Genomic DNA, 26,541 nt, shown 5'->3' on the forward strand with positions numbered 1-26,541 from the left:
CTGCGGCGGTGGCGGACGGGCGAGTGCGGCAACTGATCGACACGGTGGCGTGGGTGCGCATCGAGGAGGGACGCATTCTCTGCGCCAGACCGCGCGGCAAAGGCGTCTTCTACATCCCGGGCGGCAAGCGCGAGGGCGCCGATACCGACCTGCAGACACTGCTCCGCGAGATCGAGGAGGAACTCACCGTCGCCCTGCTGCCGGAGACCGCAGCGCATGTCGGCACCTACGAGGCGGTGCACGGCCCGACGGACGGCGCGCTGGTGCGGATGAGTTGCTACACCGCGGATTATCGTGGAACGCTGGCCGCCAGCAGTGAGATCGAAGAGGTCGCGTGGTTCTCCTATGCCGATCGCGCCCTCGTACCCCCCGTTGATCAGCTGCTGTTCGACGATCTGGTGCACGCGGGTCTGCTGCGGTGAATCGCGGGCCGAACAGCGCTACCGTCGGCGATATGTCCTGGTTTCGGCCGCTTCTGCGCTACGCAGCCTACGCACTCCGGGCGCTGCCCCTGGCGGCGCGGCGAATTCCCACCCGATTGCGCGTGCCGCGGCGAATGCTCGGCGAATCCGTTCTGCCGCACAAATTCTCGGCTCTTCGGTCGGTGTCGCACTCGGTGCTCAGTGGTGGGGTGGGCCTGGTGACGTGGTTCCTGGCGTTCCTCGCGGCCCTGGGCGCGTTCCGCGGAGTCTGCTATCCGCTCGTCGCGAGTGATGATCTCGAAGATTCTTGGGGTGGCCCGACATTGGCGGGGGCGTGGGCGGTGCACGCGGCGCTCGGTGTCGGGTTGCTGCCGGTGTGGTTGCTGGCCCTGGCCGGGCTCGGCGCGTTCCAATTGCGGCTGACCCGCGGTTTGCTCGGCCGAAACGGGCCGCGGTGGCCCGCTCCGGCGGCGGTCGTGCTCGTCGCCGGTGGCGCGCTGCTGTTCGTCGCCTGGCTGCGGCAGGTGTGAGCCCGGAACTCTCGGGGTTTTCAGTCGCCGAGGGAGTGCACCGCGTGTGAACACGCGGCGCGATCAGGTGGTGGCGTGTGCGCGCTGTGCCCGCTGGATCAGATGCTCGACGAGGGTGAGCAGGACGTCTTTGCAAGAGCTGCGGTCGCGGGCGTCGCAGAGCATGACGGGGGTCACCGTGTCGAGGTCGAGGGCGTCACGCACTTCGTCGATGGTGTATCGCGGTGCGCCGTCGAAGCAGTTGACGCCCACCATGAACGGCAGACCACGCCGCTCGAAGAAGTCCACGGCGGCGAAGGAGTTGCCCAGTCTGCGGGTGTCGGCCAGCACGACCGCGCCGAGCGCGCCGCGCGCGAGTTCGTCCCACAGGAACCAGAACCGATCCTGGCCGGGCGTGCCGAACAGGTAGAGCACCAGCTCACGGTCGATGGTGAGCCTGCCGAAGTCCAAGGCGACCGTGGTCGTGGACTTCTGCTCGACGCCCGACAGATCGTCGATGCCGGTGCTCACCTCGGTGATCAGTTCTTCGGTGCGCAGTGGCGCGACTTCGCTGATCGCGGAGACCATCGTGGTCTTGCCGACGCCGAACCCGCCGGCGACGAGGATCTTGACCGAGGCGGCCAGTTGCGGTGTGCCGCTCGGGTCAAAGTTTTCGGATTCCATCCAGTACCGCTCGCAATATGTTGAGGTCATCGGGTCCGGCCTCCGTCGGAACGGGAGCGCGGAAGATCAGTTGCCCGTCGCCGATCAGGTCACCGACGAGGATCTTCGTCACCGCCAGCGGCAAACGCAACTGTGCGGAGAGTTCGGCGACGGTCTGCGAGACCCGGGACAGGCGAAGGATTTCGGCGTACTCGGGTTCACTGCGTCGCAGTGCGGCCGCGGAGGTGTCCGCGACCACGGTGGTGAGCATATCCAGTTCGGGTCCGGCGCCGCTGGTGCGCCCGCGCGTGAGCGCGTAGGGACGCACCAGCGGACCGGCCGCCTCGTCGAACCAGGGCTCACGCGGATTGGTCATGGCGGTCGCTATTCGACATGTCCGACGAGGTCTTGGCGCGGAGTTGTGGACAGGTAGTTGCCTACGCGCTGGACGGTGAGGTTCATCTCGTAGGCCACCATGCCGAGATTGGCCGATTCGGCGGCCTGCAGTGCCAGGCAGGCGTTGTCGCCCGCGGAGGTCACGAACAGCACCGCGCGGTCCAGTTCGATGACCGCCTGGCGGACCCCGCCGCCGTCGAATCGGTTGCCCGCGCTGCGCGCCAGCCCGTAGAGCGCCGAGGACATCGCGCCGAAGTGTTCGGCGTCCTCGCGGTTCATTCCGCTGGAGCGGCCCAGCAGCAGCCCGTCGGTGGACAGCACCACCGCGTGGCGGACGCCGGCCAGCCGGTCGACGAGATCGTCGAGCAGCCAATTGAGATCACCTGCGGGAGAAGCGGACACACCTAGCCTTCCTGTTCGTCGGAAATGGCAGCGCGACGGCCCTGCCTGGTCCCGTTCTCGATGGCGGACATCAGATCGCGGGCTTGCTCGGCGGAGCGGGGCGGCTGTGCGGGTGCGGCCTGCTCCTGGACCGGCTGCGCCAATTGCGGTGCGAGGTTGGTCTGGCGGCTCCGGCGGGGCAACGCCGGACGGCCGTCCGGACCCGCTTGCGTCGGCGCCTCGGTATACGGGCGCGGTCCGTAGCGCGGGGGTGCGGCCGGTTCGGCGGAAAGGGTCGCCACCGGCGATGCCGACTGCGCGAACGTCCCGGTATCCGCCGCGACCGCGGCACCGGCGACGAGTTTGCGTCGGCTGCCGGGATCGGTGAGTTCCGCCGGTGTCTGCGGTGCGACGGAATCCGTCGCGATCAGCGCGGTCGGAATGAGCACGATGGCCTTGATACCGCCGTAGTCGGAGTCCGCCAGCCGCACCGCGATGCCGTGGCGCGTAGCCAGCTGCGCGACCACGAACAGCCCGAGCCGGGAGTCCGCCGACAGCGCCGCCACGCCGAAATCCGGCGGGTTGCGCAGCATCTCGTTCATCTTGGTCAGTTCGGCTTCGGACATGCCCATGCCCTGATCGCCGATCTCGACCACTACGCCCTTGCCGACCACGTTGCCGGTCACCTCGACCCGCGACTGCGGCGGGGAGAAGGAGGTCGCGTTGTCCACCAGCTCCGCGAGCAGGTGGATGAGGTCGGCGACCACCGTGCCGAGTACGCGGACCTCGGGCAGCCGCGCCACCCGGACCCGCGCGTAGTCAAGGGTTTCACCGACGGCGCTGCGCACCAAGTCGACCAGCGGCACGGGGTTGCGCCACTGCCTGCCCGGCTTGCCGCCGCCGAGGATGGTGAGGTTCTCGGCGTTGCGCCGCTCCCTGGTCGCGAGATGATCGAGGCGGAACAAGGTGTCGAGCAGGATCGGGTCCTCCTGCCGCTGCTCGGCTTCGTCGAGGATCTCCAGTTGCCGGTGCACGACGATCTGGCTGCGGTGCGCGATGTTCAGGAACACCGCTTTGACGCCCTCCCTGGTACGAGATTCGGCGACCGCCGCGGAGACGGCCGCGGAATGCGCGTGCTGGAAAGCCTTGGCCACCTGGCCGATCTCGTCGCTGCCGTAGTCCAGATTCGGGGATTCGACCGCGGGATCGACGGTCTCTCCGTCGCGCAGCCTGCGCATCATCTCCGGCAGCCGCTCATCGGCCAGGGCCAGCGTTTGACCGCGCAGCCGCTTCAACCGGCGAATGACCCGATTGGCGATCACCACGGCGATGAGAAACGCCAGCACGCTGACCACCAGCACGCCGCCGCCCGCGAACGCGGATCTGGTCGCCGCCGCGGCCGCCTTGTCCTCCGCGAGTTTCTGCGATGCCCGGTTGTGCCCGGTCCAGGCATCCATCAGGCCGCGGTTGACCTCGGCGGCGGCGCTGCGCCATTCCTGCGTGCTCAGTGGCAGCGGCGGCGGACTCGATGAACGTGTACCGCTGCCGGATGTGCTCGAGCCGGTCGGCGCGGCAGGAGTCACGGCGCGCTGGGCGATGGCGTTCTCCATCGCGGAGAGCTGCTGCCAGGCCGGGCTCGCGGTCAGCGTCTGCAGTTGGTGCTGTTCGGCGCCCTGCAGTTCGGCGCTGAGCGCGGCGATCTCGGTGTGGTAGAAGCCGATCTGACGGACGTACTCCTCGGCGGGAATGGCCGGTGGCGCGGTGGCGCCGTCGACGTACAGGCCGCCGAGCGCGTTGCTGCGCGCCATCGCCTCGGTAGCGTTGAACAGGCGCATGCCGGTGGCGATCCGCACGCCGATTTCGGTGTACGGGGCGGTCTGCTCGGCGACTTTGGTGCCGACGGAGATCACGTCGAGCAGGCGGTTGAAGAACATGTACGCGTCCGAGGGCGGCAGCGCTGCGGCGTCGACGCCGGAACGCACGGCGGTCATGTTCTGCGTGAGGGTGGTGAAGTTGGCGACGTTGTCGCCGAGCTTGGAGTCGTCGATGTCGCGGAGGCCCTCGGAGGCCTGGACCAAGCCGCGCAGCGCACCGTCCAGTCGCATCCGCGCGGCGCCGAGTGGTACCGCCGCCGTGGGGTCGCCGCTCAGCTGTGCGAGCGTCAAGTAGCGTTCCTGCTGGACCGCCTCCATCAATTCCCTGGTCGAGGGAATGGCTTTCTGATTCTCAGCGGCCCAGTCCTTGGCTTTGGTTCCTTCCGCGACCAGATAGCTCGCAGCGCCCACGCCGACGACAAGCAGAGTCAGGCTCGGAATGAGCGCGATCGCCAGAATCCGGGTGCGGACCCCGAGCCTCGCTCTGAACATCGGCACAACGTAATCCACGAACCCGGCGATCCGGGCGTCCTGTCCCGGTGAGCGGGACTGGAGTTGACGTGACACACGTCCTCATGATTCGGCGGCGCTCTACCGAAAATTATTGCCGGAGCACATAACTGGGAGGTGATGGCGTCCGGCGCGGCTCACCTGAGCGGTCGGCCGTGGCCCGATACGCCCCGAAAACCTCCCGTGGCCGGTTCAGGGCGCCTCGAACGCGGCGTAGATTGTCCGTATCCCTCGGTTACTTACAAGTAGGAGGCAACGATGCCCGCGCCGGAAGCCGATGTATTCGACCGCCTCAGCGCGCTGGCCGCGATCGAGGCGCCCGCAGATCGTCAGCGCAGGACGATCGCCGAGACCTTCACCGGAAAGCCGCTCGGCAGCGTGCCGGTCGGCACGGCAGCTGATGTCGCCGCCGCCTTCGAGAAGGCCAGGGCCGCGCAGCGGAGCTGGGCGGCCAAGCCGGTGGCCGAACGCGCCGCCGTGCTGGATCGTTACCGCGCGCTGGTGGTGGAGCACCGTGAATTCCTGATGGACGTCGTGCAGGCCGAGACCGGCAAAGCGCGCTGGGCGGCCCAGGAAGAGATCATGGGCCTGATGTTCGCGGCCCGCTATTTCGCCAGGATCGCACCGAGCCTGCTGGGCGGCCACCGAGTACCGGGCGCCTTTCCGGTGCTCAACCGCGCCTCCGTGCGGTACCAGCCCAAAGGCGTGGTCGGCGTCATCGCTCCGTGGAACTACCCGCTGCTGCTGTCGATCGGCGATTCCATACCGGCGCTCATCGCGGGTAACGCCGTGGTGGTCAAACCCGACAGCCAGACTCCGTTCTCCACGCTGGCCGGTGCGGAATTGCTCTACCGGGCCGGTCTGCCCCGGGAGCTGCTCGCGGTCGTCCCCGGGCCGGGCGGCGTTGTCGGCACCGCGATCGTCGAGGCCTGCGACTACCTGATGTTCACCGGGTCGTCGGCGACCGGCCGCACCCTGGCCGAACAGTGCGGCCGCAGGCTGATCGGCTTCTCCGCCGAACTCGGCGGGAAGAATCCGATGATCGTGGCCGCTGGCGCCGACCTGGACAAGGCCGCGCGGGCGGCCGTGCGCGCCTGCTTCTCCAACGCCGGGCAGTTGTGCATCTCGATCGAGCGGCTCTATGTCGAGCGGCAGGTCGCCGCGGCGTTCACCGAAAAATTCGTCGCCGCCACGAACGCCGCCAGACTCGGTGCCGCCTACGATTATTCGACCGACATCGGCAGCCTCATCTCCGAAGCGCAACTGGAGACGGTGTCCAAGCACGTCGCGGACGCCACCTCCAAGGGAGCGAAGGTCCTCACCGGCGGAAAGGCCCGCCCGGATCTGGGTCCGCTGTTCTTCGAGCCGACCGTCCTCGCCGAAGTGACCGACGAGATGGAATGCGGCCGCGACGAAACCTTCGGACCGCTGGTGTCGATCTATCCGGTCGACGATGTCGAGGAGGCCGTGCGCCTGGCCAATGACACCGCCTACGGTCTCAACGCCTCGGTGTGGGCGGGAAGCAAGTCCGAAGGCGAGCGGATCGCGGCGCGGCTGCACGCGGGCACGGTCTGTGTGGATGAGGGCTACGCGCCGGCATGGGGCACCACCGGGGCGCCGATGGGCGGTATGGGTATCTCCGGTGTGGGGCGCCGCCACGGGCCGGACGGCCTGCTCAAATTCACCGAGCCGCAGTCGATCGTGGTCACCCGTTTCATGAACCTCGACGCGCCGAAACTGTTCCCCAAGGGCAAGTGGCAGCCGTTCCTGATGACGGTGGCCCGGAGTCTGCGTTTCCTGCCCGGGCGCTGAGACACGACGTCCGTCCGGGTGGTCGTGCCCACCCGGACGGACGACCCGCCGGTTCGGTCGTGCAGGGGTCACGCCAACCGGTCGGCTCCGGTGCGCGGCGGCCCGCCCGCCGCCAGCGCCGCTGCTTCTTCGTCGGTGAGCAGCCGTGATCTGATGACGAAACGCATGTCCTCGAGTGCGTCCGAGGGGCCGCCGCCGGGCTCGTCGGCCACGTCCACGGTGAGGTGGGCGTGCTTCAAGTGCTCGTATTGCTCCCCGCTGATCCACAATTCGGTGTGCCAGGGAAGGCTGCCCAGCAGAACGTCCTCACCGCCGATCCGGGACTCCCGGATGGGCAGGCAGCGCGGCGAGCCGCTGTCGTGGTGTCGGTCGGATTGGTGCAGCAGCACGGCCCCGTGCTGGTCGATCACGTGGCGCAGCGCGGCCCTGGCGCGGTCGGTGATGTCCACCGGATGCGTTCGGTGCGCCGCCGTACCGCGTGGGCGACGGAGCCGGGCATCGGGTAGTCGGCGATGCCGGAGTCCGGCCCCCGGTCTGGTGTAGCTCATGATTCCTCGCAGATATCTCGGACCGACCCACTATGGTCCGCCGAGGTTGGTGCGAGGTTGGTGGGAAAATCTCAGTCGCGCAACGCGGTATGCAGCCGAGCCGCGACCAGGGCGCGGCGCACGTCGTCAGGCGGCAGCAACCGCAGCGCGTGCTCGTGCACCGCGATGTCACGGGGCACGCGTTCGCCGAACGCCACCGCGTGCTCGGCGCGGTCCCCGGCGAGCACGGCGGTGCGCACACCCACGTCGAGATGATCACGCCACTGCAGCACGGCGGGCGCTTCCGATCCGGGCAGCAGCGGCCCCCGGTACAGCCAGACCGCCGAGGTGGTGTCGCCCGCGGTGACGGCGGCGAGCAGGTCGACGGCGTCGCAGGACACCGGACCGGTGAGGGCATAACGGCGATTGCTGATCTCGCCGCCGATCGCGCGGCGCAGGTGCGAGACGTCGGCTTTCAGCGTGCTGATGGAAACCGCGCGGTCGCCGTAGAGGGCGGCGTGCAATTGCTCCGGGGAGAAGCCGTCCGGCTGGAGCGCCAGCAGCGCGAGGATCTCCAATTGCCGAGGCGGCAGGGGCAGCGGCACGCCGTCGCGCACCAGTCGCGCGGCGCCGAGGCATTCCAGCCGGATTCCCGGCTCGGGCACGGGCGCGGCCGTGCGCAACATCGTCTCCACCGCCGTCACCAGCGCGCGCACCGAGGTCCGCACCGCGGGATGGGAACGGTCCCAGGTACTGGACAGATCCAGTGCGCCGACCTGCCTGCCGTCGGGGCCGTGGATCGGTGCGGAATAGCAGACCCAGCCGTGCAGGGCGGCGACCAAGTGCTCGGCGGAGAACACGGAGGCAGGGCGATCGGTGTGCAGCGCGAGGGCGAGGCCGTTGGTACCCATATGGCTTTCGTCCCAGCAGCCGCCGGGTGCGAGATTGACCTGCTCGGCCTGCCTGCGCAGGGTGCGGTCACCGCAGGACCACAGGACGGTGCCCGCGCTGTCGGTGACCACGGCCAGATAACCGGAGTCCTCGGTGACGGCGCGCAGTTCACCCGCCAGCGCCGTCACCGGATCGCGCAACGGGGAAGCGGCCCAGCGGTCGCCGATGTCGTCCACTCCCGGCGCGCCGGTGGTGCCCGGATCGACGGTGTGCAACGACCGCCGCCAGGATTGCGCTACTTCGTTGCGCAGGACGGTGTTCCGTGGCTCCGGTGTCGCCCGCGGAGCCGTCGCCCAACGCTCCCATTCTCTTTCCAGTTCGACCCGCTGTTGCGTGAGGGTGCGGAACCGCGCCACGTGGAAGACCCATCGTCGTGTGAGCTCGTAATCGCACTCTCATTCTGGCGGACGCCGGTGACGGTGGCGAACTGTTCGAGCCCTACCGGCCGGTCACGCCATAAGCTGCTGGCATGGCGACCGGTACTCCACGTGCACGGCTCGCCGACGTGCACGCAGTGGCCTCGGGCATGCCCCACGTGACGCGCGTCGACGGACCACGCGGCAACCCGATCTACCAGGTCGGGGGCAAATCGTTCGTGTTCTTCCGCAACCCGCGTCCGGACGCGGTCGACCCGGCGACCGGCGAGCGCTATGCCGATGTGATCGTGATCTGGGTGCCGTCGGAGTCGGACAAACAGGCGCTGGTCCAGGACCCGGACTCGCCGTTCTTCACCACGCCGCATTTCGACGGACATCTGTCGGTCCTGGTGCGCGCGGCCGAACTCGGCGAACTGAGCCGTCGGGAGCTCACCGAGGTCATCCAGGACGCCTGGGTGGCCCGGGCCTCGCGTAAGCGCGCGGCGGACTGGCTTGCCGCCTATCCGCCGCGCTGAGCGGTCATTTCCGGATGAAAATGCCTGCGACGTCGGCGTTCTTGATCGGGGTGTCGGCATTGGCCTGTGCGCCGCACAGCAAGTCGACCGAGACCATCGTCGCGTCCACCACGGTCCCCGCCGGCTCGCGGTCGTCCTTGCTCTGTTGCTTGACGAACTTGGTGATCGTCGTGCGCTTGGTGTCCTGGTCCTGCTTGATGTACTCGCTGCACGGGGTGTCGCCGCCGCGGTTGAGCGCGCGTTCGATGTCGGTGCAGCCCGCGAGCGCCATGGCGACCATCGCGATCCCGAGGCCGGTTCGGCCGGTCCGTGACAGCGTGGCGTTCATGGGACTCCTCCTGAGGTTCGGCGGCGCTGCCCGCCGCGATCGGACTCCAGACTAGAGCGCTCCCGGGCGTATGTTCACCACGACAGGGGCTAGGCGCGAAAGACGCACAGCGGGATGTCGATCTCCGCGGGGGTGAGCGAACCGTGGTGACCGACCAGCCGGGACTGCAGCGGTTCCGCGCCGGTCCGGATGACGCCGCGCCGCCCGTGGGCGACCACGACCAGATCGCCGATGCGCTGGGCGATCGCGGGGTCCACGGTGGGCCCGAACCAGCCTCGGCTCACGGCTTCCGCTTTGCCGAGCACCTCGAAGTCCGCGCCGAGGGTGGCCTGCCAGGCTGCCGCGACATCGGGTTCGGCGCGCGGCTCGGTGTAGACGTGCCGGGCGCGGGCTTCACCGCCGAGTGCCCGGACACCCTCTTGCAACACGGGAGTGGTGTCGAAATCGATACGGTCGTCCAGTGGCACCATGCCGTGATCGGCGGTCACCAGCAGCGCCGCTCCGGCGGGCAACTCCTCGGCGAGCGCGGCGGCGAGCCGGTCGGCATGGGCGAGTTCCAACTCCCAGGATCGCGAGGCGGGTCCGCGCACGTGTCCGGTGAGGTCGAGATCGCCGTGGTAGGTGTAGACCAGGGAGCGTGGACCGGCGCGCAGCGCCTCGCTCACATTGGCGACGAGATCGCCGAACGACAGCTGGGGACGGAACTCGCAGCCGCGCAGAACCGCCTCGGTCAGTCCCGATCCCGCCTGATCGCGCGGCGACACCTGTGCGACGGCGATGCCGTCGGCGGCGGCGCGCTGGAAAACCGTTGTGCGCGGCTGGAACTCCGTCGGAGCGAGTTCCTTCCGCAGATCGGACTTCGGTACGCCGTGCAGCCGCCAGGACAGCGGAGTGAACAGCGAGTCGTAGCCGGGGACGTGGAACAGATAGCCGACGATGCCGTGCTCGCCGGGAGGAACACCCACCCCGAGCGAGGCCAGGCTGGTGGCCGTCGTGGTCGGGAAACCGGCCGTGAGCGAGGTCGGCGCGAGACCGGACAGGAAGGGCGCCGCAGCGGGATTCGCGACCAGATCGTGGTAGCCGAGCCCGTCCACCAGCAGGACGCAGACCTGGTCGGCGTCGAGCTCCAGCCCGAGGCGGTCTGCCTCGCCGGGCACGCCGAGACCGGCGAGGACGGAGGGGAACAGGTCGGCCAGGGAACCCGTACCGTAACGCGGCGCGACGAACACGAAGGTCAGGATGTCAACGCGGACGGCAGGCTGGCAAGGGCATTCACGCCTGCCCGGTCTCGAAACGGCTCACCTTGCCTTCGCGCAGGACGAATCGCCAGGTGGTTCGCATCGAGCCCCAGCGTGTATTGGTGTAGTCGGCGACCAGTTCGGTGCCGTCGTCGCCGACCGACTCGACTTGCATGCGGGCATTGCTGTCGAAGATCTCCGCTTCGGTCCACTGGGCGAGGTTGCGCTCCACACCGTCGTCGGACATGGTGGCGTCGTCGGTGAGCACCGCGTAGAACCGGTCTTGATCATTGGCGTTGAGCGCGTCGACGAACTCCTGCACCGTCGGATCCAGCTGCGTGGTCATCCGTGTCGTCCTCTCGGATCGGTGTGGGGAGCATCGGAGGAGCAAACGTCTGGCGTTCACTCTAGGGCAGCGGCGGCGCGCCGGGTTCGATCAATGTCGCGAAGGTCCGCATCACGTCGTCCACCAACGCCGAGCCGGTGGTGCCGAACTGTCCCGCGCGCTTCTCCAGCTGTCCGTCCAGCCACAGCGAGGCCAGGCCGTGGCCGAGTCCCCAGAACATGACGGCCAGTGTGTCGGCTTTGTCGGCGGGCAGCGCGCCCGCGCGAACGCACTCCGTGATCGCGTCGGCCAGCACTCCGAAAGCCGCGTCGCCGGCTGCCATGGTGTCGGGATGCTTGTCGGGCTGGGAGAGTTCGGGCCGGAACATCAGGCGGAAGTAGGCCGGTTGCTCGCGGGAGAACCGCACGTAGGTGTTCGCCAGCGCGGTCAGGGCGGCCATGGGCGTTTCCGCCTCGGCGCGGGCGGCCGCCAGTTGCGCTCCGAGCATCTGGAAACCCTGGGTGGACAGTGTTGCCAGCAGCGCGGCTCGGTCGGGGAAGTGGTGGTACGGCGCCGCGGTGCTCACGCCTGCCTCGCGAGCCACCCGGCGCAGGCTGACCGCGGCGAGCCCTTCGGTTTCGATCAACCGCAGGCAGGCGGCCAGCAGCGCGTCGCGCAGGGCGCCGTGGTGGTAACTGGTCCGCGTCACCGTCCGAGCGTATGCGACGTGTCCTGGACAACCTAACTATGCGGTGCTTAGATTATCTGAGCGGCGCTCAGATGAGTGCGGCGCAGCCACTTCACGAGACGGATGAAGAAATGAGCACACGGGTATCGGTCACCGGCGCAACGGGTTTCGTCGCCGGTCACGTCATCGCCGAATTGCTGGAGCATGGCTACGCCGTGCGCGCGACGGTTCGCGACCTCGCCGACACCGGCAAACGGGCACACCTGGTCGAGCTGGCCCGGCGAACCGGGGGCGAACTGGAGTTCGCGCAAGCCGACCTGAACGGCGACGACGGCTGGGCAGCCGCCGTCGCGGGTAGCGCCGCGGTGCTGCACGTCGCCTCGCCGTTCCCCACCACCCCGCCCGACGACGAGCGAGAACTCATCGACACGGCGGTCGAAGGAACGCTGCGCGTGCTGCGCGCCTGCGCCGCCGCGGGCACCGTCCGCCGGGTGGTGCTCACCTCCTCGATCGCGGCGATCGTCGCCGGGCACACCGAGGACGTTCTGCGCACCGAGGCCGACTGGACGGTGGTCGAGCGCAGCCCGGCCTATCAGAAGAGCAAGACGCTGGCCGAGCGGGCGGCCTGGGATTTCGTCGCACGGCTTCCGGCGGGCGAGCGATTCGAACTGGTCGTAGTCAACCCGGGAATGGTGCTGGGGCCGGTGCTGTCCACCACGACGAGCACCTCGCACGAGCCCATACGGAGACTGCTCGCCGGGGACGTGCCCGGCACGCCCCGCGTCGGCTGGGCGCCGGTCGACGTGCGCGATCTCGCCGTGGCGCATCGGCTCGCGCTGGAAACGCCGGAGGCCGCAGGCAACCGCTATATCTGCGCGAGCGAGCACCTGTGGATGGGGGAAATGGCGCGCATCCTCACCGAGGAATTCGGGCCGCGCGGATACCGGGTGCCGACCAGACAGTTGCCGAATTGGCTGGTGCGCGGCGTAGCGATCTTCGACAAGGGCGTCCGGCTGACCCTGCCGGCCCTGGGGCGCACCGAGTCGCTCAGCGCCGAGAAAGCCCGGCGCGAACTCGGCTGGACCATGCGCCCGGTCCGGGAAACCGTGCTGGACACCGCCGAAAGCTTGCTGCAGCACGGGATCGTCGAACCACCGCGAGGCAAGTCCACCTCCCGGGCGGTCGCGCCGCGCGCCGTACGCGTCTGAGGGGGCGGGCATGCTGATCGCGACGTTGATCATCACCACGGTCGCCATGACGCGGCGCTGGTTCGCCCGTCGATCCCCGCGCGCGAACACCGCGGCGCGCAGCGCTCCCGGCCCGGTCCGTCGGGCGCTGCGCAGGCCGGTGCCGGTGGTCGCCGCTGTCGTCGCGCTGCTCGGCATCGTGGTGGCCGCGGGTGCGCTCGCCCAGTGCTGAATCGGCCCCGAAGTACGGCGGTCCGGCCCGGTTCGCTAGACAGGACACGTGACTGCGCAGCGCCCCTTCCGGTTCGGTGTCAACATGGTGGTCCCCGAGTCCAGGTCGAATTGGATCGAAAAGTGCCGTCGAGCAGAGGAACTCGGCTTCGACGTGGTGGGTGTCGCCGACCATCTCGGCCTGCCCGCGCCGTTCCCCGCGATGATCCTGGCCGCCGAGGCGACCGAGCGGGTGCGGTTGAACACCTTCGTGCTCAACACCGCGTTCTACAACCCCGTCCTGCTGGCCCGCGACGTGGCCGGTGCCGACCAGTTCACCGACGGGCGGGTCGAACTCGGGCTCGGCGCTGGCTACGTGCAGGCGGAATTCGAGGCAGCGGGCATCCCCTTCGAAAGCGGGAGCAAGCGCGTCGAGCACCTGGAACAGACGGTGGTCACATTGCGCGGCCTGTTCGCCGATCCGGAGTATCAGCCGCAACCCGCACAGCCGTCGGGACCGCCCGTGCTCATCGGCGGATGGGGTGATCGCTTGCTCGCCGTCGCCGCGCGGCACGCCGACATCATCGCCTTCACGGGCGCGGCGGCCGCGCGCAATGGCGGGCCACTGCAGATGGCCGGGCTCGACGAGATCGAGGAGCGCGTCGTCTATGTGCGGGATCTGCTCGGTCCGCGGCTGGACAAGGTCGAGTTCAACATCCTCGTGCAGCGGGTGGTGCCGCCCGAGGAGCGCGCGAGCGTGCTGGAGGTCTTCGGTCCGGCGCTGCCGCCCGACGTCGCCGACTCCCCGGAGGAACATCCGATCCTGCTCATGGGCACTCCCGAGGAGATGGCCGACCGCCTGCGCGATCGGCGCGATCGCTACGGCATCACCTACATCACCGTCCTCGAGGACAGCATGGAGAAGTTCGCCCCGGTCATCGCGTTGCTGCGCTGATCCGCCGGACGCGAGTCACGGCAGCGGATCGATGATGACGCGCGGATCGATCTGCCTGAGCCGTCTCGGGCGGCTGGTCAGGCAGGGCCAAGTGCGGGCGACCGCCTCGCGGGTGACATGGCCCGCGGCGACGAGGGCGTCGGCGGGGGCCGCGCCGCCGAGTGGTGTGAGCGGTGGGCTCACGGTGCGGTCGAACGACGGGACGACGGTGTGCGGCAGGCCGACCAGCACGGCCAGGATGTCGAGCCGATCGGCCGGAATGTGCGTGCGCGCCGCCGCGAGAACGGTGCTCGGAACGACGATGGTGTTTCCCGCGTCGACCGTCGCCCAGACGACCGCTTGGGCGTAGCTGGCGCGGTTGGCGAACGCGACGACGGCGGCGGCGTCGAAGACGACTCCGCCGAGTGCGCGGGTGGTCACGCCGCGCCTGCGTGCCGTACGTCCACCTCCTCGCCGGGTAGTAGCGGCGGCGTCGGCACGGCGTGGTCGGGCAGCGTGCGGATGGCCTTTCGCGGTCTGTGCTCCCGAAGCGGCGGCATGCCCACGACTCTAGCCGGGTGCGTCCTCGCGATGGACGATCACGCGGGTTTGTGCCACAGCAGTGTGTAGCGCCACATGAGCCGCCGCCGCATGCGCGCTCCGGGCAGGAGTTCCGCTGCGGCGGAGCGGATCTCGGCGTATCCGTCCACGGGGTCGCGCGTTCGCGCACTCGGCCAGGAGACGCGGTGCGCGAGGTCCATCGCCCGGATGAGCGGCACCACTGGGAAGTAGTGGAAGTCCGTGCGCGGCGTCATCTTCCACAACCCGACCACGGCGAGCACGCCGCCGGGCGCGACCAGGTCGCGCAGTGCCGTGAGCCCCGCCCGCAGCGAAACATGATGCAGCGTGGCCACGGTGGTGACGACATCGAAAGAGCCCGCGTAGTCGAGGAAGTCGGCCTGTTCGAGCGACACGCCCGTCGTGGCGGGGGCTGCGGCGATGATGTCCGAGTCGACGTCGATCCCGGTGACCGCCAGCCCGCGTCCGGCCAGTTTGCCCGCCAGCAGCCCGTCCCCGCAGCCGATGTCGATGGCAGTGCGCGCGGAGAGTGGCACCTGCTTCAACAGCCAGGGGTGGTAGCGGGTGTTGTGATTCCAGTAGGGATCGTCGCGCACGCTGTCATCGTAAGGCGGTGGCTAGCCGTTGGTCTCCGTCACTGTGAACCGCTGGGCACCGGTCACCCGGAGCAACTCCAGGGCCGACGCTTCCCGGCTGCCGGGCGCGCCGAATAGACGACGACGGCTTGGTCGGTGTCCGGGAGGAGCAGGTGTCGCAGTCCAGCCGCAACGAGCGCAGGTCCGGGTGATCGATCGTCTTGGTCGCGCTGCGCCACTGCCCCGACCGCCGTGCGTTCCACAGTTGCTCGAATCATGGACTGCGGGAGCGTAGTTCGGAGACCAGGCGTAGGAGGCCGGGATCGTCGGGGTAGCGCACGCGGGCGCTGCGCGGGTTGGCGACCGAGAACGCCGCGGCATTGTCGGTCTCGGCGGGTGTCATCATCACCCGTCCGGATTCGGTGCCGAGGAAACGCTGCCAGATGATGTTGCGCTGGGTGGGCGGCCACACGGAGAATCGCCGAGCAGCGCGGTCACCATCGGATTCCGTTGAAGGTCATGCGTTTCGCAATCCGCACATCAGTCTCTCATCTCATGGTCCAAGGTAGAGACGTTCACACGGCAGGCGCGCGCAGCCGCTGGTGTCGCCGAGGTCAACGGTAGTGGCGTCGGCATAATGCCGCGCCTGGTGCTCGTGCACGAAGATCAACGCGGCGGTCAGGCACGCGGCAAAGTCGCATCGGGCACCGTCCAGGAACTAGCTGCTGAAGTACTAATATGTTTGCGAAGGTACGTGAGTCGACCACATGAGGCGGTGAGAATGCATGCTTACAAAGCGCGACGAACACCGATCCCGGTACCTGTCTTATCTCGAGCGCTGTAATGAGCACGATTTTGACGGAATGGCGACATTTTATACACCAACCATCAAGGTCAATGACGTCCCTATGGATCCAGTCGCCGTTACGACGCAATTCTCACATCTCTTCGCCGCATTTCCCGACTGGCATTGGGATATGCGGAACCTCCTTGTAGACGGCGACTATATAGCGTTGCACTTCACTGTAACCGGCACCCACAGGGGGGCTTTCCGTGGAATTGAGGCAACCGGTCGTCGGGTGACTATTTCCGAGCTCACTCTTTATCGCCTCGAAGACGGCAAGTTCGCCGAAGTCTGGGACCAGGCCGATATGGACGCGTTGATGAAGCAAATCGGGCAGGGCGAACACCGTTGACGACCTCCGTTGACGAAGCTGGATAGCTGACATCGCCGAGCGCGTCTGGTTCCGCACACGATGCGGCACGATGGATGGCCTCGGCGGAGAAAACAATTCAGCCCCGTTGCACAGGGCGTCCCGGTAATTCGTGCGGCTGGCGCCGCTCCCGCCGGACGGACCCACCGGCGGTTTCTTCGACCGCACCGGGCCGGTCCGTTGGTGAGCCGACGATGGGACGGGCTATCGACGCGAAGTCCAGAAGGTGCGGGCCGAAGGGTGCCTCGGTCAGGGCTCGAGCAGGTCAGCGGGCGCCTCCGTTGACATACAGCGTCTGGCCGCTGACGTAGCTCGCCTCGTCGCTGGCGAGGAACGCGATGACCGCGGCGACTTCGTCGGGCTGTCCCACCCTGCCCAGCGGCGTACGGTCCGCGGCGGCTTTCTGATGGTCTTCGGCCGTCACACCGACCCGGTTCGCGGTGGCGGCGGTCATGGCGGTGGCGATATAGCCGGGCGCCACCGCGTTCACCGTGATGTTGTAGGGCCCGAGTTCGAGAGCGAGCGTCGCGGTCAGTCCCTGGATGCCTGCCTTGGCGGCTGCGTAGTTGGCCTGGCCGCGATTGCCGAGCGCCGACCGGCTCGACAGCGACACGATCCGGCCGTATCGCTGGGCCACCATGAACGTCTGCGCTATCTGCGCACAGTGGTAGGCGCCGGTCAGATTGACCGCGAGCACCGCGTTCCAGTCTTCCTCGGTCAGGCGGAAGAACAGGTCGTCGCGCGTGATCCCCGCGTTGTTCACCAAGATCTGCGGACTGCCCAGATCGGTTGCGACACGGTCGAATACGTTCTGCACCGACGCGCGGTCGGTGACGTCGCAGACGTAACCGCGCGCCACGCCGCCCGCCGCGGTGATCCGCGCGGCGGTCTCGCCGGGCTCCTCGCGGTCGAGTACGGCCACGGCGGCGCCCTCGGCGGCGAGGCGCAGCGCGGTGGCCGCGCCGATGCCCTGAGCCGCGCCGGTGACAACGGCGACCCGGTCGGTGAAGCGGTGCATCGGAGGTACTCCTGTCAGAACGCGGCGACGCCGGTCAGTGCGCGGCCGATGAGCAGTTTCTGGATCTGGCTCGTGCCCTCGTAGAGGGTCATCACCTTGGCGTCGCGCAGATACTTGCCGACGGGGAATTCGTCGATGTACCCGTAGCCGCCGAACACCTGCACCGCGCGATCGGCCGCACGGACCGCGGCCTCGGAAGCGAACAGCTTCGCCTTGGAGGACGCCAGGGCGAATTCCTCGCCGCGGTCGACGAGATCGGCGACCCGCCACACCAGCAGCCGCGCCGCGTCGACGTCCAGCGCGATGTCGGCGAGCAGTTCCTGCACCAGCTGGTGGGCTGCGATCGGCTTGCCGAACTGTTCCCGCTGGGTGGCGTAGCCGACGGCGGCGTCCAAGCACGCCTGCGCCAGCCCGACGCAACCGGCCGCGACCGACATGCGGCCCTTGGCCAGCGCCGCCATCGCCACGGTGAACCCTTTGCCCTCGGCGTGCAGGCGGGCGCTGTCGGGGACGCGCACCCCGTCGAGCACGAGTTCGGCGGTGGCCTGTCCGCGCAGCCCGAGCTTGCCGTGGATCTCCCGCGCGGTGAAGCCGGGAGAGTCGGTCGGGACCAGGAACGCGCTGATGCCCCGATGCCCTTCGCCGCCGGTACGCGCGAACACCAGCGCCACATCGGCCCACGTGCCGTTGGTGATGAACATCTTCGTGCCCGACAGCACCCAGTCCGAGCCGTCGCGCACCGCGCGGGTGCGCAACTGGGCGGCGTCGGATCCGGTACCTGGCTCGGTGAGCGCGAAACAGCCGAGCGCCTCGCCTGCGACCAGCCGCGTGAGCCAGGCCTGCTTCTGTTCCTCGGTGCCGAAGTGGTGAATCGACTTGGCGACCAAGCCGAGCGACACCGAGACGATGCCGCGCACGGAGGAGTCGCCGCGCCCTAATTCCTCCAGGACCAGGCAGTACGTGAGGTGGTCGCCCGCGCTGCCGCCGTACTGCTCGGGGATGGTGAGCCCGAGGAAGCCCAGTTCGCCGAGCCGGGCGACGATCGACCGGTCCACCTGTTCGTCGCGATCCCACCGGGTGGCGTGCGGCGCGATCTCCCGGTCGACGAAATCGGCCGCCAGCTGTCGCGCCGCCGTCTGCTCGCCGGACAGTTCGAGGTTCATGCGCGGTAGGCTAGCGAAGAAAAAACTTGCACCGCAAGTTTTCGGCGTGGAGCGTTCGCGGAAGACTGGGTCGGCCGTCGTTTGACCCGCGAATGCGTCGTGCCGCTATCGGCCCGTCGCACATGGCCGTGGTGACCGGGCGAGCGGCCCCGAAGGGGAGGAGCCGTGATCGGAGGTGGGTTAAGCGGTGACCGCTCCGAATTCCGTCGCGAGCCAGGCGGGGAACTCGGTGAGGTCGGCAAGCACCACGTCCGCGCCCGCCGCGCGCAGTTCGTCGGCCGAGCACGGCCCGGTGCTGACGCCGACCGCGAAGACGTCCGCGGCGCGCGCGCCGTTCATGTCGCCGACGTGGTCGCCGACGAACAGATTCGCACCCTGTTCGCGCAGCGTCGCCGCCTTGCCTGCCGACCAGAGGTCGCCCGCGAGATGATCGACGCGCCAACCGAGTTCGGCGAGGTGCAGCTGCGCGAGCGGGGCGTGCTTGCCGGTGACGACGACCACTCGTCCGTCACGTGCCTCGACGGCCGCCAGCGCGGCTTGCGCGCCGGGCATGGGGGGAATGCTCGACACGATCGTCGGATAGAGCGCGCGGTAGCGGGTCACCAGGGCCGGAACGAGATCCTCGGGTGCGCCCGCTTCGACGAGCAAGGTGGCCAGCGGCGGGCCGAGCCGATCGGCGAAGGTCGTCCCGTTCAGCGGCAGATCGAATTCGATGCCGAGCAGGTCGATGGCCCGCGCGACGCCCGGCCGCGAGTCGATCAGCGTCATGTCGAGGTCGAAGCCCACGGTCCAGGTCATCTGACCGACCCTAATCGCCCATGCCGCGGCGTGCCGGTCCGGATGTTGTGATTCACAACTCGGCCGCGCGAGTGGTGGGATCGTCCGGAGCGTGTCGCCTGGTGGCGGTGCCCGTCGTGATCCACGTGGAACCGCCGATGCACTCGATGCCGGATAAAAGATTGTGCCGCAGAATGTTTCGGCAGCGAGTGCAAATCGGCGTCAGGTGTATCGCCGAGTCAGGATCCCGTCGGCGGGGCGGCGTCCAGCCGCGGTTCGGCGAGGGTGGAGCGCTTGCGTCCGTATCCGAGGTAGACCGCGATGCCGACCAGCACCCACACGCCGAACCGCACCCAGGTCAGCGCATCCAGCGTGGTCGCAAGCAGCAGGCACCCGATCAGCGCGAGCACCGGAACCACGGGCACCAGAGGGGTGCGGAACGGGCGTTCGCGCTCGGGCTCCACCCGGCGCAGCACCAGCACGCCCACGCACACCACCGCGAACGCCGACAGCGCGCCGATGTTCACCAGTTCCACCACGATGTCGATCGGCAGCAGTCCCGCGATGACCGCGCCGAGCGCTCCCAGCAGCAACGTCAGCCGCACCGGAGTGGCACGTTTGCCGGTGGCCGCGAGGGAGTAGGGCAGCAGCCGGTCGCGGCACATCGCGAACATCAACCGCACCTGCGCGTACACGATCAGCAGCAAACCCTTGGTGAGCGCGATGATCGAGGCGATCACGATGACGTCGCCGATCCAGCCGATGCGCACCGCGCCGAACGCGGCGGCGATCGGTGCGCTGTTGTTCAGCGTCACGAACGGCACCATGCCGGTGAGCACCGCGCTGACCAGCGCGTAGAGCACGGTGGCGATGAGCACCGTGCCGATGATGGCGAAGGGTACGTCGCGCCGAGGGTTGCGCGCCTCCTCCGCCGACGCGGCGACCACGTCGAAACCGAGGAAGGCGAAGAACGCGATCGCGGCGCCGCCGATGATCCCACCGAGCCCGAACGGCGCGAACGGGGTCCAGTTGTCCACGCTCACGTGCGGGGTGCCGACGGCGATCACCAGCACCAGCACGCCGATGGTCACCAGAACCAGCGCCTTGGTGATGCGGGCGGTGAACGTCACCTCACCCACCAGCACCGCGACGACGGCGGCGACGATCAGTACGGCGGGCAGGTTCACCACGCCGCCTTCTCCTGGCCCCGCGACGAGTGCGTGCGGGACGGTGATGCCGAACAGTGAATCGAGCGCGGACACCGTGGTCGCGGACCAGCCGATCGCCACCGCGGCGCCCGCGATGACGAACTCCAGCAGCAGGTTCCAGCCGACCAGGAACGCCGGTGCTTCGCCGAGGGTCGCGTAGGTATAGGTGTAGGCGCTGCCGGAGACCGGCACCATCGCCGCGAGTTCGCTGTAGCACAGCGCCACCAGCACGCACACCGTTCCGGCCAAGGCGAACGACAGCATGATGGCGGGCCCGGCCTTCTCCGCTGCCGCCACGCCGGTGATGACGAAGATCCCCGCGCCGACGATGGTGCCGACGCCCATGGCGGTGAGATCGAGCCGACCGAGCCTGCGCGCCAGCGTGGGCGCGCCCGCTTCGGTCGCGGTGTCGGGCAGGCGGCGGCGCCATCGCCGGGCTGATGCGGTGGTCATGACTCCCTCAGGAACGGTCCGTCGGTCGCGGCCGGTGTGCCGGACAGATAGACCATTCTCGCCGCGTAGCAGCGCGTGGGAATAACTGGGGTGTTGCGCTCAGCTGCCGGATGACGTCGCGAAGGGCGTGGCGGCGGCGATGTGCTCGGTGCGGTTGGGATGCCGCCAGAGGCCTTTGCGCTCCAGGATCGGCAGCACGCCTTCGCCGAACCAGTACGCCTCTTCCAAGTGCGGATAGCCGGAGAGGATGAAGTGGGTGATGCCCAGGCGCGCGTATTCGGCCAGCCGTTCGGCGACTTCGGCATGCGAGCCGACCAGTGCGGTGCCCGCGCCGCCGCGGACCAGGCCGACGCCCGCCCAGAGATTGGGCGCGATCTCCAGCCGTTCGGTGCTGCCGCCGTGCAGGTCCAGCATGCGCCGCTGGCCTTCGGATTCACTTCGCGCCAGGTTCGCCTGCACCCGCTCGATGTCGGCGGGGTCGATGTCGGCCAGCAGCCGGTCGGCCTCGGCCCAGGCCTGCTCGGAGGTGTCACGGCTGATCACGTGGATGCGCAGGCCGTAGTCGAGGACGCGTCCGTGGTCCACCGCCAGACGGCGGATCCATTCCAGCTTCCTGCTCACCGCGAGCAGCGGCTCGCCCCAGGTCAGGTAGGTGTCGCTATAGCGGGCCGCGATCGGGCCCGCGGGTTCGGAGGAACCGCCGAAGAACACCGGCGGCACCGGGTCCGGTCGATTGCTCAGCAGTGCCTGATCGACTCGGATGTGTTCGCCTTCGAACGTCACCGGCTCGGTGGAGGTCCACAGTTCCCGCACCACATGCAGGAATTCGCCGGTGCGTGCGTAGCGCTGGGACTTGTCCAGGAAGTCGCCGTAGGCCTGCTGCTCGTGCGGCTCGCCACCGGTCACCACGTTGAGCAGCAGCCTGCCCCTGGAATGCCGCTGGAAGGTGGCCGCCATCTGTGCCGCGAGCGTCGGGCTGACCAGGCCGGGGCGGAATGCCACCAGGAACTTCAGCGTCTCGGTGGTCTCCACCATCATCGCGGTGGTCAGCCAGGCGTCCTCGCACCACGCGCCGGTGGGGGTGAGCACGGCCTCGAACCCGTTGTCCTCGGCGGCGGCGCCGATCTGGTTCAGATACCGCAGGCTGGCCGGGCGGTCACCGGACATGAAGGTGCCGTGCCCGCCCGCGACCAGTCCGCGGGAATCGCCGTAAGTGGGGAGGAACCAGTGGAACGACAGACTCATGCTGAGCCAACTCCCTTCCGGAGACCGCGGCCGAGCCACCGCGGTGACCAGCGCGCACGCGAAGCGACCCGAACCGGTGTCGCGGTCACAACGACCCCGCGGCACGTCGGGTGGGACAGATCGGGCGGTGCGCCTTGTGGGCGCGCCGCAGTGATCCATGCTGGGCGCTCCGCCGGCTCAGGTCACGATTTGAAACCAGGCCGGTTTTTATTCCGGTCTCGGTACGTGTCACTATTCGTGACTAGACGTAACCACGAATAACACGTAATCTGGCCTCAGCACGCACCCTCAGGTGTGCGAGGCGGACCGGACGAAACGAGTACCTCAATGACGCGGCATGTCGACGTATTGATCATCGGCGCTGGGCTGTCCGGAATCGGCATGGCCTGCCATCTCACCAAAGAGCAGACGGGACGCAGTTACGCGATCCTGGAACGCAGGACCGCCATCGGCGGCACCTGGGATCTGTTCCGTTACCCCGGCATCCGCTCCGATTCCGACATGTACACCTTCGGCTACGGCTTCCGCCCGTGGAACGGCACCAAGGTCCTCGCAGACGGCCCGCACATCCGCCACTACATCGAGGAGACGGCGGCCGAGTACGGCGTCACCGAGCACATCCGGTTCGGCCGCAAGGTCACCACGGCCCGCTGGTCGAGCGAGACGGCCACCTGGACGGTCGAGGCGCTCGACGAGCAGACCGGCGAGACCGAGATCCACACCAGCGACTTCCTGGTCGGCTGCACCGGCTACTACGACTACGACAACGGCTACCGTCCGCAGTTCCCCGGTGAGGAGAACTTCGGTGGGCGCATCGTGCATCCCCAGCACTGGCCGGAAGACCTCGACTACGCAGGCAAGAGGGTGGTGGTGATCGGCTCCGGCGCCACCGCGATCACTCTGATCCCGGCCATGAGCGACGCGGCGGCGCACGTCACCATGCTGCAGCGCTCGCCGACGTACATCACCGCGCTGCCCGCCGACGACCCGGTCGCGGTGGGGATGAAAGCCGCCAAGGTGCCGGAGAAGCTGGCCTACCGGATCGGCCGGGCCCGCAATATCGCCTTGCAGCGCGCGAGCTTCCAACTCTCCCGCACCAACCCGGAGGCGGCGAAGAAGCTCCTGCTGGCCGCCGTGCGCATGCAGGTCGGCCCCGGCATCGACATGCGCCATTTCACGCCGAACTACAACCCGTGGGACCAGCGGCTGTGCGTGGTTCCCAACGGCGACCTGTTCAAGGTGTTGCGCAGCGGCAAGGCCTCCATCGTCACCGACCGCATCGAGACCTTCACCGAGACCGGCATCCGCTTGGCCTCCGGCGAGGAACTGCCCGCCGATCTGGTCATCAGCGCCACCGGCCTGAGCGTGCAGATGCTCGGCGGCATGACCCTGGAGATCGACGGCGAGCCGGTGGTGACCCGGGACCGGGTGGTCTACAAGGGGGCCATGCTCGACAGCGTGCCGAACGCGATGATGGTGCTCGGCTACACCAACGCGTCCTGGACGTTGAAAGCGGACTTGGCGGCCGAGTACTTCTGCCGGGTGCTCAACCACATGAGGAAGAACGGTTTCACCCGGGTCGAGGCCGTCGCCACCGAGCGCGACCGAGGCGCCGACTCGGTGATGGGCGGGGCACTGACCTCCGGCTACATCCGGCGCGGCGACGCGGTGATGCCGCGGCAGGGCACCAATGGCCCGTGGCAGGTGATCAACAACTACTTCCGCGATCGCAAGCTGCTGCGCAAGGGCGCGCTCGAAGACGGGGTGCTGACCTTCAGGCGGACCGAGAAGTCGACCGCCACACGGCCGCTGGAAGGTACGCGCAGCGCCTGATCGCGGGGCGTCGCACCGCGGCGGGCACGACGATGTGCCTGCCGCGAGCGCGTGTCGTTTTCGAATCGCGCCGAAGACAACCCTGGACACGAAATAGCGCATGCTCAACGATCGCTGCACTGCGACGCGATGGCGCGTCGGCGGATGTATCGAGGGAGAGTATGAGCGTGATAACGCGCAGCAAGTTTCTGATAGGCGCGGTAGTCGCCACAACTCTGGCACTGCTTTCGACCGCATGCGGTGGCGGGGAGGTCCGCACCTCCGGCGGTGTGCCGGTCCTGCGGTATCAAGGCTGGGCCTCGCAAGTTGTCATTCCCGAACTCGCGGAGGATCTGGGCTTCTTCGACGGCAAAGTGAAGCTCGAATGGCAGGGCAATACCATCAGCGGTCCGCAGGACATCCAATCGGCGGCGACCGGTCAGGTCGATTTCGGCGGCGCGTTCGGCGGCGCGGTCGCGAAACTGGCGCAGGGTGGTGCGCCGATCACGGCGGTGGTGAACTACTACGGATCCGATGAGAAGACGTTCACCGGATTCTATGTTCCCGAGAACAGTCCGATCAGAACTCCGAAAGATTTGCTGGACAAGAAGATCGGGGTGAACACCCTGGGTGGTCAGTCCGAGGCGGACATCCACACGGCGCTGAAGAAGGCCGGTTTCAACGAGCAGCAGATCAAATCGGTTCAGCTGGTAGTGCTGCCCCCGCCGAATACCGAGGACGCCGTGCGGCGCGGCCAGGTCGACGTGGCCGCGCTGAGCGGACAATTCCAGCAGCGCGCGATCGCCAATGGCGGCCTTCGTCCGGTCTTCACCGACTACGAGGAGTTCGGTCCCTTCAACGGCGGCCAGTACGTGTTCCGCAACGACTTCATCGCCAAGAACCCCGACAGTGTCCGGGCATTCGTCGACGGGGTCGCCAAGGCGATCGAATGGCTGAAGACGACTCCTCGTGACCAGGTGGTCGCGAAGTTCACCGAAATCATCGAGAAGCGAAAGCGTTCGGGGGAGGACGCCTCGTCGGTGAAGTACTGGCTTTCGGTCGGAGTGCCTGCCGTCAACGGCGTGATCGTCGATGCCGACTTCGTGCGCTGGGAGGATTGGTTGCGGGATACCGGCGCCATCACCGGTTCGTTCGAGCCGTCGAAGTTCTACACCAACAAGTACAACTCGCAGGCTCCGAAGTAATGCATGCGACGGATCGGGTGTCGTTGCGCGCGAGCCCGATCCGTCTTCCTCATTCGGTCGGCCGAGAACGGTAACTATGGCTGAACTGCGCGATAGCTCGGTTTGGGCCAAGGGATGTACACCGGAATGTATCGCGCCATCACCCCGGCGCCGAGGGCCGACACGCCTCCGATGGCGAGGACCGCCACGGCCAGCGGACCGATCGCCGCCAATCCGCTGATCACCAACGGGCCCACGAAGAAACCGCCGTCGTGGGTGAGCCGCCACGCGGCGAGGAACTCGGCACGGGTTGCGGCGGGCGCGATATCGGCGCCGATGGTCATGATGACACCGTTGCCGATGCCGTTGCCGATTCCCATGACGATCGCAGCGATGCCGAGTGTGAGCGCCGAATCGGTCAGCGGCACCGACAAATACGCGACGGCCAGGATAACCAACGACGGCACGGCGATGAATCTTCTGCCGTACCGGTCCATCAAATGGCCTGCGGGATAGGCGCACAGTACATCGAGGCCCGCCCCGATGCCGAAGATCAGGCTCGCGGTAGCAGCGTCGACGCCGAGATGATCGGCCCAGAGCGGCAGTACGGCTTCCCGTGACGAACGCGCCGCACCCATCAACAACGACCCGGCGCCCAGCGTCAGCAACAGCGCGCGATGTGCTCGCGTGATCTCGACCAGGGACAGCGGCGGTTTCGGTATCGCTCCGGCGGCCGAGGTCTGCGGGTCCGGCAGCCGGGCCATCAGCCATCCGGCGATCGCGATGGCGATCAACTGGACGACGAATCCGCCGCGCGTGCCGAGGCCGGTGATAGCGGCCGCGCCGAGAAACGGTCCGGCGAAGAATCCCAGTCGCATGGCTCCGCCGAATAACGACATCGCCCGCGCTCGGCGTTCGAACGGCACCACTTCCGACAGATAGCTCATTCGAGCCAATCCCCAGACCGCATTGGACAGTCCGACGATTATCAGCCCTGCACCCAGAATCGGCACCGCCGGTGCGAACAAGCACAACAGCACGCCGATCGAACCCGCCGTACTCGCGGCGATGATGGAGATCCGCTCACCGAGCCGGGCGACGACCTGGCCGGCGGGAATGTCGCCGAGTATCTGCCCGAGGCCGACCAGGGCGACGGTCAGACCAGCGACGGCGGCCGACGCGCCCAGGTCGAGCGCCGTGAGTGCCATGACGGGCGCCGCGGCTCCCATGCCGATCCCGTACGCCGCCGCGGGTACGTAAACGGTGAACAACAATGGCCGAAGTGAGGGAAGTTCGACCGACGATCCGTCCTGCCGGTAGGTGGTCATGCGACAACTCGAATTTGCGCCGGTAAGTAATGCGCCCTGCACAGATAGGATGATGGGACCATATGGCCCCACGGTACGGATGTTCTTATCCGCTCCATATTGTGAAAATCGAGGTGATTTTTACTTCGGGACCGCCGG

The 26,541-nt window shown here is 68.1% G+C and carries 30 protein-coding genes; 10 read left to right on the forward strand and 20 right to left on the reverse strand.

Features of this window, described 5'->3' with window-relative positions:
- The first annotated feature begins 8 nt into the window (after positions 1 to 8).
- A complete protein-coding gene (locus tag ACL03I_RS07910) occupies positions 9 to 422 on the forward strand; it encodes an NUDIX hydrolase (protein WP_412805525.1) in 414 nt (137 codons plus the stop codon).
- A 32-nt stretch (positions 423 to 454) separates the two neighbouring features.
- Positions 455 to 952 (forward strand): hypothetical protein, encoded by a 498-nt coding sequence (locus ACL03I_RS07915; RefSeq protein ID WP_356964327.1) that lies wholly within the window; start codon positions 455 to 457, stop codon positions 950 to 952.
- Positions 953 to 1,015: 63 nt separating this feature from the next.
- On the opposite strand, the gene ACL03I_RS07920 is transcribed toward ACL03I_RS07915, so the two are convergent.
- The 4 genes from ACL03I_RS07920 to ACL03I_RS07935 are packed head-to-tail and all read right to left on the reverse strand — an operon-like array spanning position 1,016 to position 4,737.
- The gene (locus ACL03I_RS07920; RefSeq protein ID WP_355074427.1) at positions 1,016 to 1,615 is read right to left on the reverse strand and encodes a GTP-binding protein; all 600 of its coding nucleotides are present in this window, start codon (positions 1,613 to 1,615) and stop codon (positions 1,016 to 1,018) included.
- A complete protein-coding gene (locus ACL03I_RS07925) occupies positions 1,596 to 1,970 on the reverse strand; it encodes a DUF742 domain-containing protein (RefSeq protein ID WP_356964326.1) in 375 nt (124 codons plus the stop codon). The genes ACL03I_RS07920 and ACL03I_RS07925 overlap by 20 nt, the downstream gene beginning before the upstream one ends.
- 8 nt (positions 1,971 to 1,978) lie before the next feature.
- Positions 1,979 to 2,392 (reverse strand): roadblock/LC7 domain-containing protein, encoded by a 414-nt coding sequence (locus ACL03I_RS07930; RefSeq protein ID WP_355073958.1) that lies wholly within the window; start codon positions 2,390 to 2,392, stop codon positions 1,979 to 1,981.
- A gap of 2 nt (positions 2,393 to 2,394) precedes the next feature.
- The gene (locus ACL03I_RS07935; RefSeq protein ID WP_412805526.1) at positions 2,395 to 4,737 is read right to left on the reverse strand and encodes a sensor histidine kinase; all 2,343 of its coding nucleotides are present in this window, start codon (positions 4,735 to 4,737) and stop codon (positions 2,395 to 2,397) included.
- Between the two features lie 276 nt (positions 4,738 to 5,013).
- Between ACL03I_RS07935 and ACL03I_RS07940 the strand changes: the two genes are divergently transcribed.
- Positions 5,014 to 6,567 carry a succinic semialdehyde dehydrogenase gene (locus tag ACL03I_RS07940; protein ID WP_364426356.1) on the forward strand — a complete coding sequence of 518 codons (1,554 nt, stop codon included), beginning with the start codon at positions 5,014 to 5,016 and terminating at the stop codon, positions 6,565 to 6,567.
- A 68-nt stretch (positions 6,568 to 6,635) separates the two neighbouring features.
- On the opposite strand, the gene ACL03I_RS07945 is transcribed toward ACL03I_RS07940, so the two are convergent.
- Positions 6,636 to 7,115, reverse strand: a complete 480-nt coding sequence (locus tag ACL03I_RS07945; protein WP_412805527.1) for a DUF779 domain-containing protein — start codon at positions 7,113 to 7,115, stop codon at positions 6,636 to 6,638.
- A gap of 71 nt (positions 7,116 to 7,186) precedes the next feature.
- A complete protein-coding gene (locus ACL03I_RS07950; protein ID WP_355073954.1) occupies positions 7,187 to 8,401 on the reverse strand; it encodes a transcriptional regulator in 1,215 nt (404 codons plus the stop codon).
- A gap of 113 nt (positions 8,402 to 8,514) precedes the next feature.
- On the opposite strand from ACL03I_RS07950, the gene ACL03I_RS07955 reads away from it, so the two are divergent.
- Positions 8,515 to 8,937, forward strand: a complete 423-nt coding sequence (locus ACL03I_RS07955; RefSeq protein ID WP_412805528.1) for an MmcQ/YjbR family DNA-binding protein — start codon at positions 8,515 to 8,517, stop codon at positions 8,935 to 8,937.
- Positions 8,938 to 8,941: 4 nt separating this feature from the next.
- Here the strand turns inward: ACL03I_RS07955 and ACL03I_RS07960 are convergent, their stop codons facing one another.
- The 4 genes from ACL03I_RS07960 to ACL03I_RS07975 all read right to left on the reverse strand — a co-directional run bounded on the left by ACL03I_RS07960 (position 8,942) and on the right by ACL03I_RS07975 (position 11,537).
- Complete coding sequence (locus ACL03I_RS07960; RefSeq protein ID WP_355073951.1) at positions 8,942 to 9,265, reverse strand: hypothetical protein; 324 nt, start codon at positions 9,263 to 9,265, stop codon at positions 8,942 to 8,944.
- A gap of 89 nt (positions 9,266 to 9,354) precedes the next feature.
- Positions 9,355 to 10,494, reverse strand: a complete 1,140-nt coding sequence (locus ACL03I_RS07965) for an alkaline phosphatase family protein (RefSeq protein ID WP_412805529.1) — start codon at positions 10,492 to 10,494, stop codon at positions 9,355 to 9,357.
- Between the two features lie 43 nt (positions 10,495 to 10,537).
- Entirely contained in the window at positions 10,538 to 10,849 is a 312-nt protein-coding gene (locus tag ACL03I_RS07970) for a nuclear transport factor 2 family protein (protein WP_412805530.1), read from the reverse strand.
- Between the two features lie 61 nt (positions 10,850 to 10,910).
- Positions 10,911 to 11,537 (reverse strand): TetR/AcrR family transcriptional regulator, encoded by a 627-nt coding sequence (locus ACL03I_RS07975; protein WP_355073945.1) that lies wholly within the window; start codon positions 11,535 to 11,537, stop codon positions 10,911 to 10,913.
- Between the two features lie 110 nt (positions 11,538 to 11,647).
- On the opposite strand from ACL03I_RS07975, the gene ACL03I_RS07980 reads away from it, so the two are divergent.
- The 3 genes from ACL03I_RS07980 to ACL03I_RS07990 are packed head-to-tail and all read left to right on the forward strand — an operon-like array spanning position 11,648 to position 13,868.
- Complete coding sequence (locus ACL03I_RS07980; protein WP_412805531.1) at positions 11,648 to 12,724, forward strand: SDR family oxidoreductase; 1,077 nt, start codon at positions 11,648 to 11,650, stop codon at positions 12,722 to 12,724.
- Positions 12,725 to 12,734: 10 nt separating this feature from the next.
- The gene (locus ACL03I_RS07985) at positions 12,735 to 12,935 is read left to right on the forward strand and encodes a hypothetical protein (RefSeq protein WP_355073941.1); all 201 of its coding nucleotides are present in this window, start codon (positions 12,735 to 12,737) and stop codon (positions 12,933 to 12,935) included.
- 48 nt (positions 12,936 to 12,983) lie between these two features.
- Positions 12,984 to 13,868, forward strand: a complete 885-nt coding sequence (locus tag ACL03I_RS07990) for an LLM class F420-dependent oxidoreductase (protein ID WP_364426315.1) — start codon at positions 12,984 to 12,986, stop codon at positions 13,866 to 13,868.
- Positions 13,869 to 13,883: 15 nt separating this feature from the next.
- Here the strand turns inward: ACL03I_RS07990 and ACL03I_RS07995 are convergent, their stop codons facing one another.
- From ACL03I_RS07995 to ACL03I_RS08010, 4 genes are all read right to left on the reverse strand, one after another.
- Positions 13,884 to 14,288: a hypothetical protein gene (locus ACL03I_RS07995; RefSeq protein ID WP_356964318.1), complete on the reverse strand. Its 405-nt coding sequence runs from the start codon at positions 14,286 to 14,288 to the stop codon at positions 13,884 to 13,886.
- Positions 14,285 to 14,407, reverse strand: coding sequence for a hypothetical protein (locus ACL03I_RS08000; protein ID WP_355073936.1), 123 nt, complete (start codon positions 14,405 to 14,407; stop codon positions 14,285 to 14,287). The genes ACL03I_RS07995 and ACL03I_RS08000 overlap by 4 nt, the downstream gene beginning before the upstream one ends.
- Before the next feature lie 39 nt (positions 14,408 to 14,446).
- Positions 14,447 to 15,022, reverse strand: coding sequence for a class I SAM-dependent methyltransferase (locus ACL03I_RS08005; RefSeq protein ID WP_412805532.1), 576 nt, complete (start codon positions 15,020 to 15,022; stop codon positions 14,447 to 14,449).
- Between the two features lie 253 nt (positions 15,023 to 15,275).
- The gene (locus tag ACL03I_RS08010; protein ID WP_412805533.1) at positions 15,276 to 15,473 is read right to left on the reverse strand and encodes an MmyB family transcriptional regulator; all 198 of its coding nucleotides are present in this window, start codon (positions 15,471 to 15,473) and stop codon (positions 15,276 to 15,278) included.
- 313 nt (positions 15,474 to 15,786) lie between these two features.
- On the opposite strand from ACL03I_RS08010, the gene ACL03I_RS08015 reads away from it, so the two are divergent.
- Positions 15,787 to 16,197 carry an ester cyclase gene (locus ACL03I_RS08015; RefSeq protein ID WP_355073932.1) on the forward strand — a complete coding sequence of 137 codons (411 nt, stop codon included), beginning with the start codon at positions 15,787 to 15,789 and terminating at the stop codon, positions 16,195 to 16,197.
- A gap of 283 nt (positions 16,198 to 16,480) precedes the next feature.
- On the opposite strand, the gene fabG is transcribed toward ACL03I_RS08015, so the two are convergent.
- The 5 genes from fabG to ACL03I_RS08040 form a co-directional block, all read right to left on the reverse strand.
- Entirely contained in the window at positions 16,481 to 17,233 is a 753-nt protein-coding gene (fabG, locus tag ACL03I_RS08020; protein ID WP_355073931.1) for a 3-oxoacyl-ACP reductase FabG, read from the reverse strand.
- Between the two features lie 14 nt (positions 17,234 to 17,247).
- Entirely contained in the window at positions 17,248 to 18,396 is a 1,149-nt protein-coding gene (locus tag ACL03I_RS08025) for an acyl-CoA dehydrogenase family protein (RefSeq protein ID WP_356964311.1), read from the reverse strand.
- Positions 18,397 to 18,576: 180 nt separating this feature from the next.
- Positions 18,577 to 19,194 (reverse strand): HAD family hydrolase, encoded by a 618-nt coding sequence (locus ACL03I_RS08030; protein ID WP_355073927.1) that lies wholly within the window; start codon positions 19,192 to 19,194, stop codon positions 18,577 to 18,579.
- Between the two features lie 218 nt (positions 19,195 to 19,412).
- A complete protein-coding gene (locus tag ACL03I_RS08035; protein WP_355073926.1) occupies positions 19,413 to 20,834 on the reverse strand; it encodes an amino acid permease in 1,422 nt (473 codons plus the stop codon).
- A gap of 99 nt (positions 20,835 to 20,933) precedes the next feature.
- Positions 20,934 to 22,079 (reverse strand): LLM class flavin-dependent oxidoreductase, encoded by a 1,146-nt coding sequence (locus tag ACL03I_RS08040; RefSeq protein ID WP_412805534.1) that lies wholly within the window; start codon positions 22,077 to 22,079, stop codon positions 20,934 to 20,936.
- 327 nt (positions 22,080 to 22,406) lie between these two features.
- Here ACL03I_RS08040 and ACL03I_RS08045 point away from each other — a divergent pair, with 327 nt between their 5' ends.
- Complete coding sequence (locus ACL03I_RS08045) at positions 22,407 to 23,912, forward strand: flavin-containing monooxygenase (protein WP_412805535.1); 1,506 nt, start codon at positions 22,407 to 22,409, stop codon at positions 23,910 to 23,912.
- A gap of 161 nt (positions 23,913 to 24,073) precedes the next feature.
- The gene (locus tag ACL03I_RS08050) at positions 24,074 to 25,096 is read left to right on the forward strand and encodes an ABC transporter substrate-binding protein (protein WP_412805599.1); all 1,023 of its coding nucleotides are present in this window, start codon (positions 24,074 to 24,076) and stop codon (positions 25,094 to 25,096) included.
- Positions 25,097 to 25,170: 74 nt separating this feature from the next.
- Here the strand turns inward: ACL03I_RS08050 and ACL03I_RS08055 are convergent, their stop codons facing one another.
- Positions 25,171 to 26,403: an MFS transporter gene (locus ACL03I_RS08055; RefSeq protein ID WP_412805536.1), complete on the reverse strand. Its 1,233-nt coding sequence runs from the start codon at positions 26,401 to 26,403 to the stop codon at positions 25,171 to 25,173.
- Between the last annotated feature and the right edge of the window lie 138 nt (positions 26,404 to 26,541).

This window comes from Nocardia sichangensis (assembly GCF_047200615.1).
Lineage (GTDB): Bacteria > Actinomycetota > Actinomycetes > Mycobacteriales > Mycobacteriaceae > Nocardia > Nocardia sichangensis.

Excerpts from the sequence above, each read along its gene's own strand:
- ACL03I_RS08000 (WP_355073936.1), bottom strand. The coding sequence starts at position 14,407 with ATGCCGCCGCTTCGGGAGCACAGACCGCGAAAGGCCATCCGCACGCTG.
- ACL03I_RS08015 (WP_355073932.1), top strand. The coding sequence starts at position 15,787 with ATGCTTACAAAGCGCGACGAACACCGATCCCGGTACCTGTCTTATCTC.
- ACL03I_RS07980 (WP_412805531.1), top strand. The coding sequence starts at position 11,648 with ATGAGCACACGGGTATCGGTCACCGGCGCAACGGGTTTCGTCGCCGGT.
- ACL03I_RS07960 (WP_355073951.1), bottom strand. The coding sequence starts at position 9,265 with ATGAACGCCACGCTGTCACGGACCGGCCGAACCGGCCTCGGGATCGCG.
- ACL03I_RS08055 (WP_412805536.1), bottom strand. The coding sequence starts at position 26,403 with ATGACCACCTACCGGCAGGACGGATCGTCGGTCGAACTTCCCTCACTT.
- ACL03I_RS07945 (WP_412805527.1), bottom strand. The coding sequence starts at position 7,115 with ATGAGCTACACCAGACCGGGGGCCGGACTCCGGCATCGCCGACTACCC.
- fabG (WP_355073931.1), bottom strand. The coding sequence starts at position 17,233 with ATGCACCGCTTCACCGACCGGGTCGCCGTTGTCACCGGCGCGGCTCAG.
- ACL03I_RS07935 (WP_412805526.1), bottom strand. The coding sequence starts at position 4,737 with ATGTTCAGAGCGAGGCTCGGGGTCCGCACCCGGATTCTGGCGATCGCG.
- ACL03I_RS07925 (WP_356964326.1), bottom strand. The coding sequence starts at position 1,970 with ATGACCAATCCGCGTGAGCCCTGGTTCGACGAGGCGGCCGGTCCGCTG.
- ACL03I_RS07970 (WP_412805530.1), bottom strand. The coding sequence starts at position 10,849 with ATGACCACGCAGCTGGATCCGACGGTGCAGGAGTTCGTCGACGCGCTC.
- ACL03I_RS08045 (WP_412805535.1), top strand. The coding sequence starts at position 22,407 with ATGACGCGGCATGTCGACGTATTGATCATCGGCGCTGGGCTGTCCGGA.
- ACL03I_RS08035 (WP_355073926.1), bottom strand. The coding sequence starts at position 20,834 with ATGACCACCGCATCAGCCCGGCGATGGCGCCGCCGCCTGCCCGACACC.
- ACL03I_RS07915 (WP_356964327.1), top strand. The coding sequence starts at position 455 with ATGTCCTGGTTTCGGCCGCTTCTGCGCTACGCAGCCTACGCACTCCGG.
- ACL03I_RS07920 (WP_355074427.1), bottom strand. The coding sequence starts at position 1,615 with ATGGAATCCGAAAACTTTGACCCGAGCGGCACACCGCAACTGGCCGCC.
- ACL03I_RS08030 (WP_355073927.1), bottom strand. The coding sequence starts at position 19,194 with ATGACCTGGACCGTGGGCTTCGACCTCGACATGACGCTGATCGACTCG.
- ACL03I_RS08025 (WP_356964311.1), bottom strand. The coding sequence starts at position 18,396 with ATGAACCTCGAACTGTCCGGCGAGCAGACGGCGGCGCGACAGCTGGCG.
- ACL03I_RS08040 (WP_412805534.1), bottom strand. The coding sequence starts at position 22,079 with ATGAGTCTGTCGTTCCACTGGTTCCTCCCCACTTACGGCGATTCCCGC.
- ACL03I_RS07940 (WP_364426356.1), top strand. The coding sequence starts at position 5,014 with ATGCCCGCGCCGGAAGCCGATGTATTCGACCGCCTCAGCGCGCTGGCC.
- ACL03I_RS08050 (WP_412805599.1), top strand. The coding sequence starts at position 24,074 with ATGAGCGTGATAACGCGCAGCAAGTTTCTGATAGGCGCGGTAGTCGCC.
- ACL03I_RS07985 (WP_355073941.1), top strand. The coding sequence starts at position 12,735 with ATGCTGATCGCGACGTTGATCATCACCACGGTCGCCATGACGCGGCGC.
- ACL03I_RS07955 (WP_412805528.1), top strand. The coding sequence starts at position 8,515 with ATGGCGACCGGTACTCCACGTGCACGGCTCGCCGACGTGCACGCAGTG.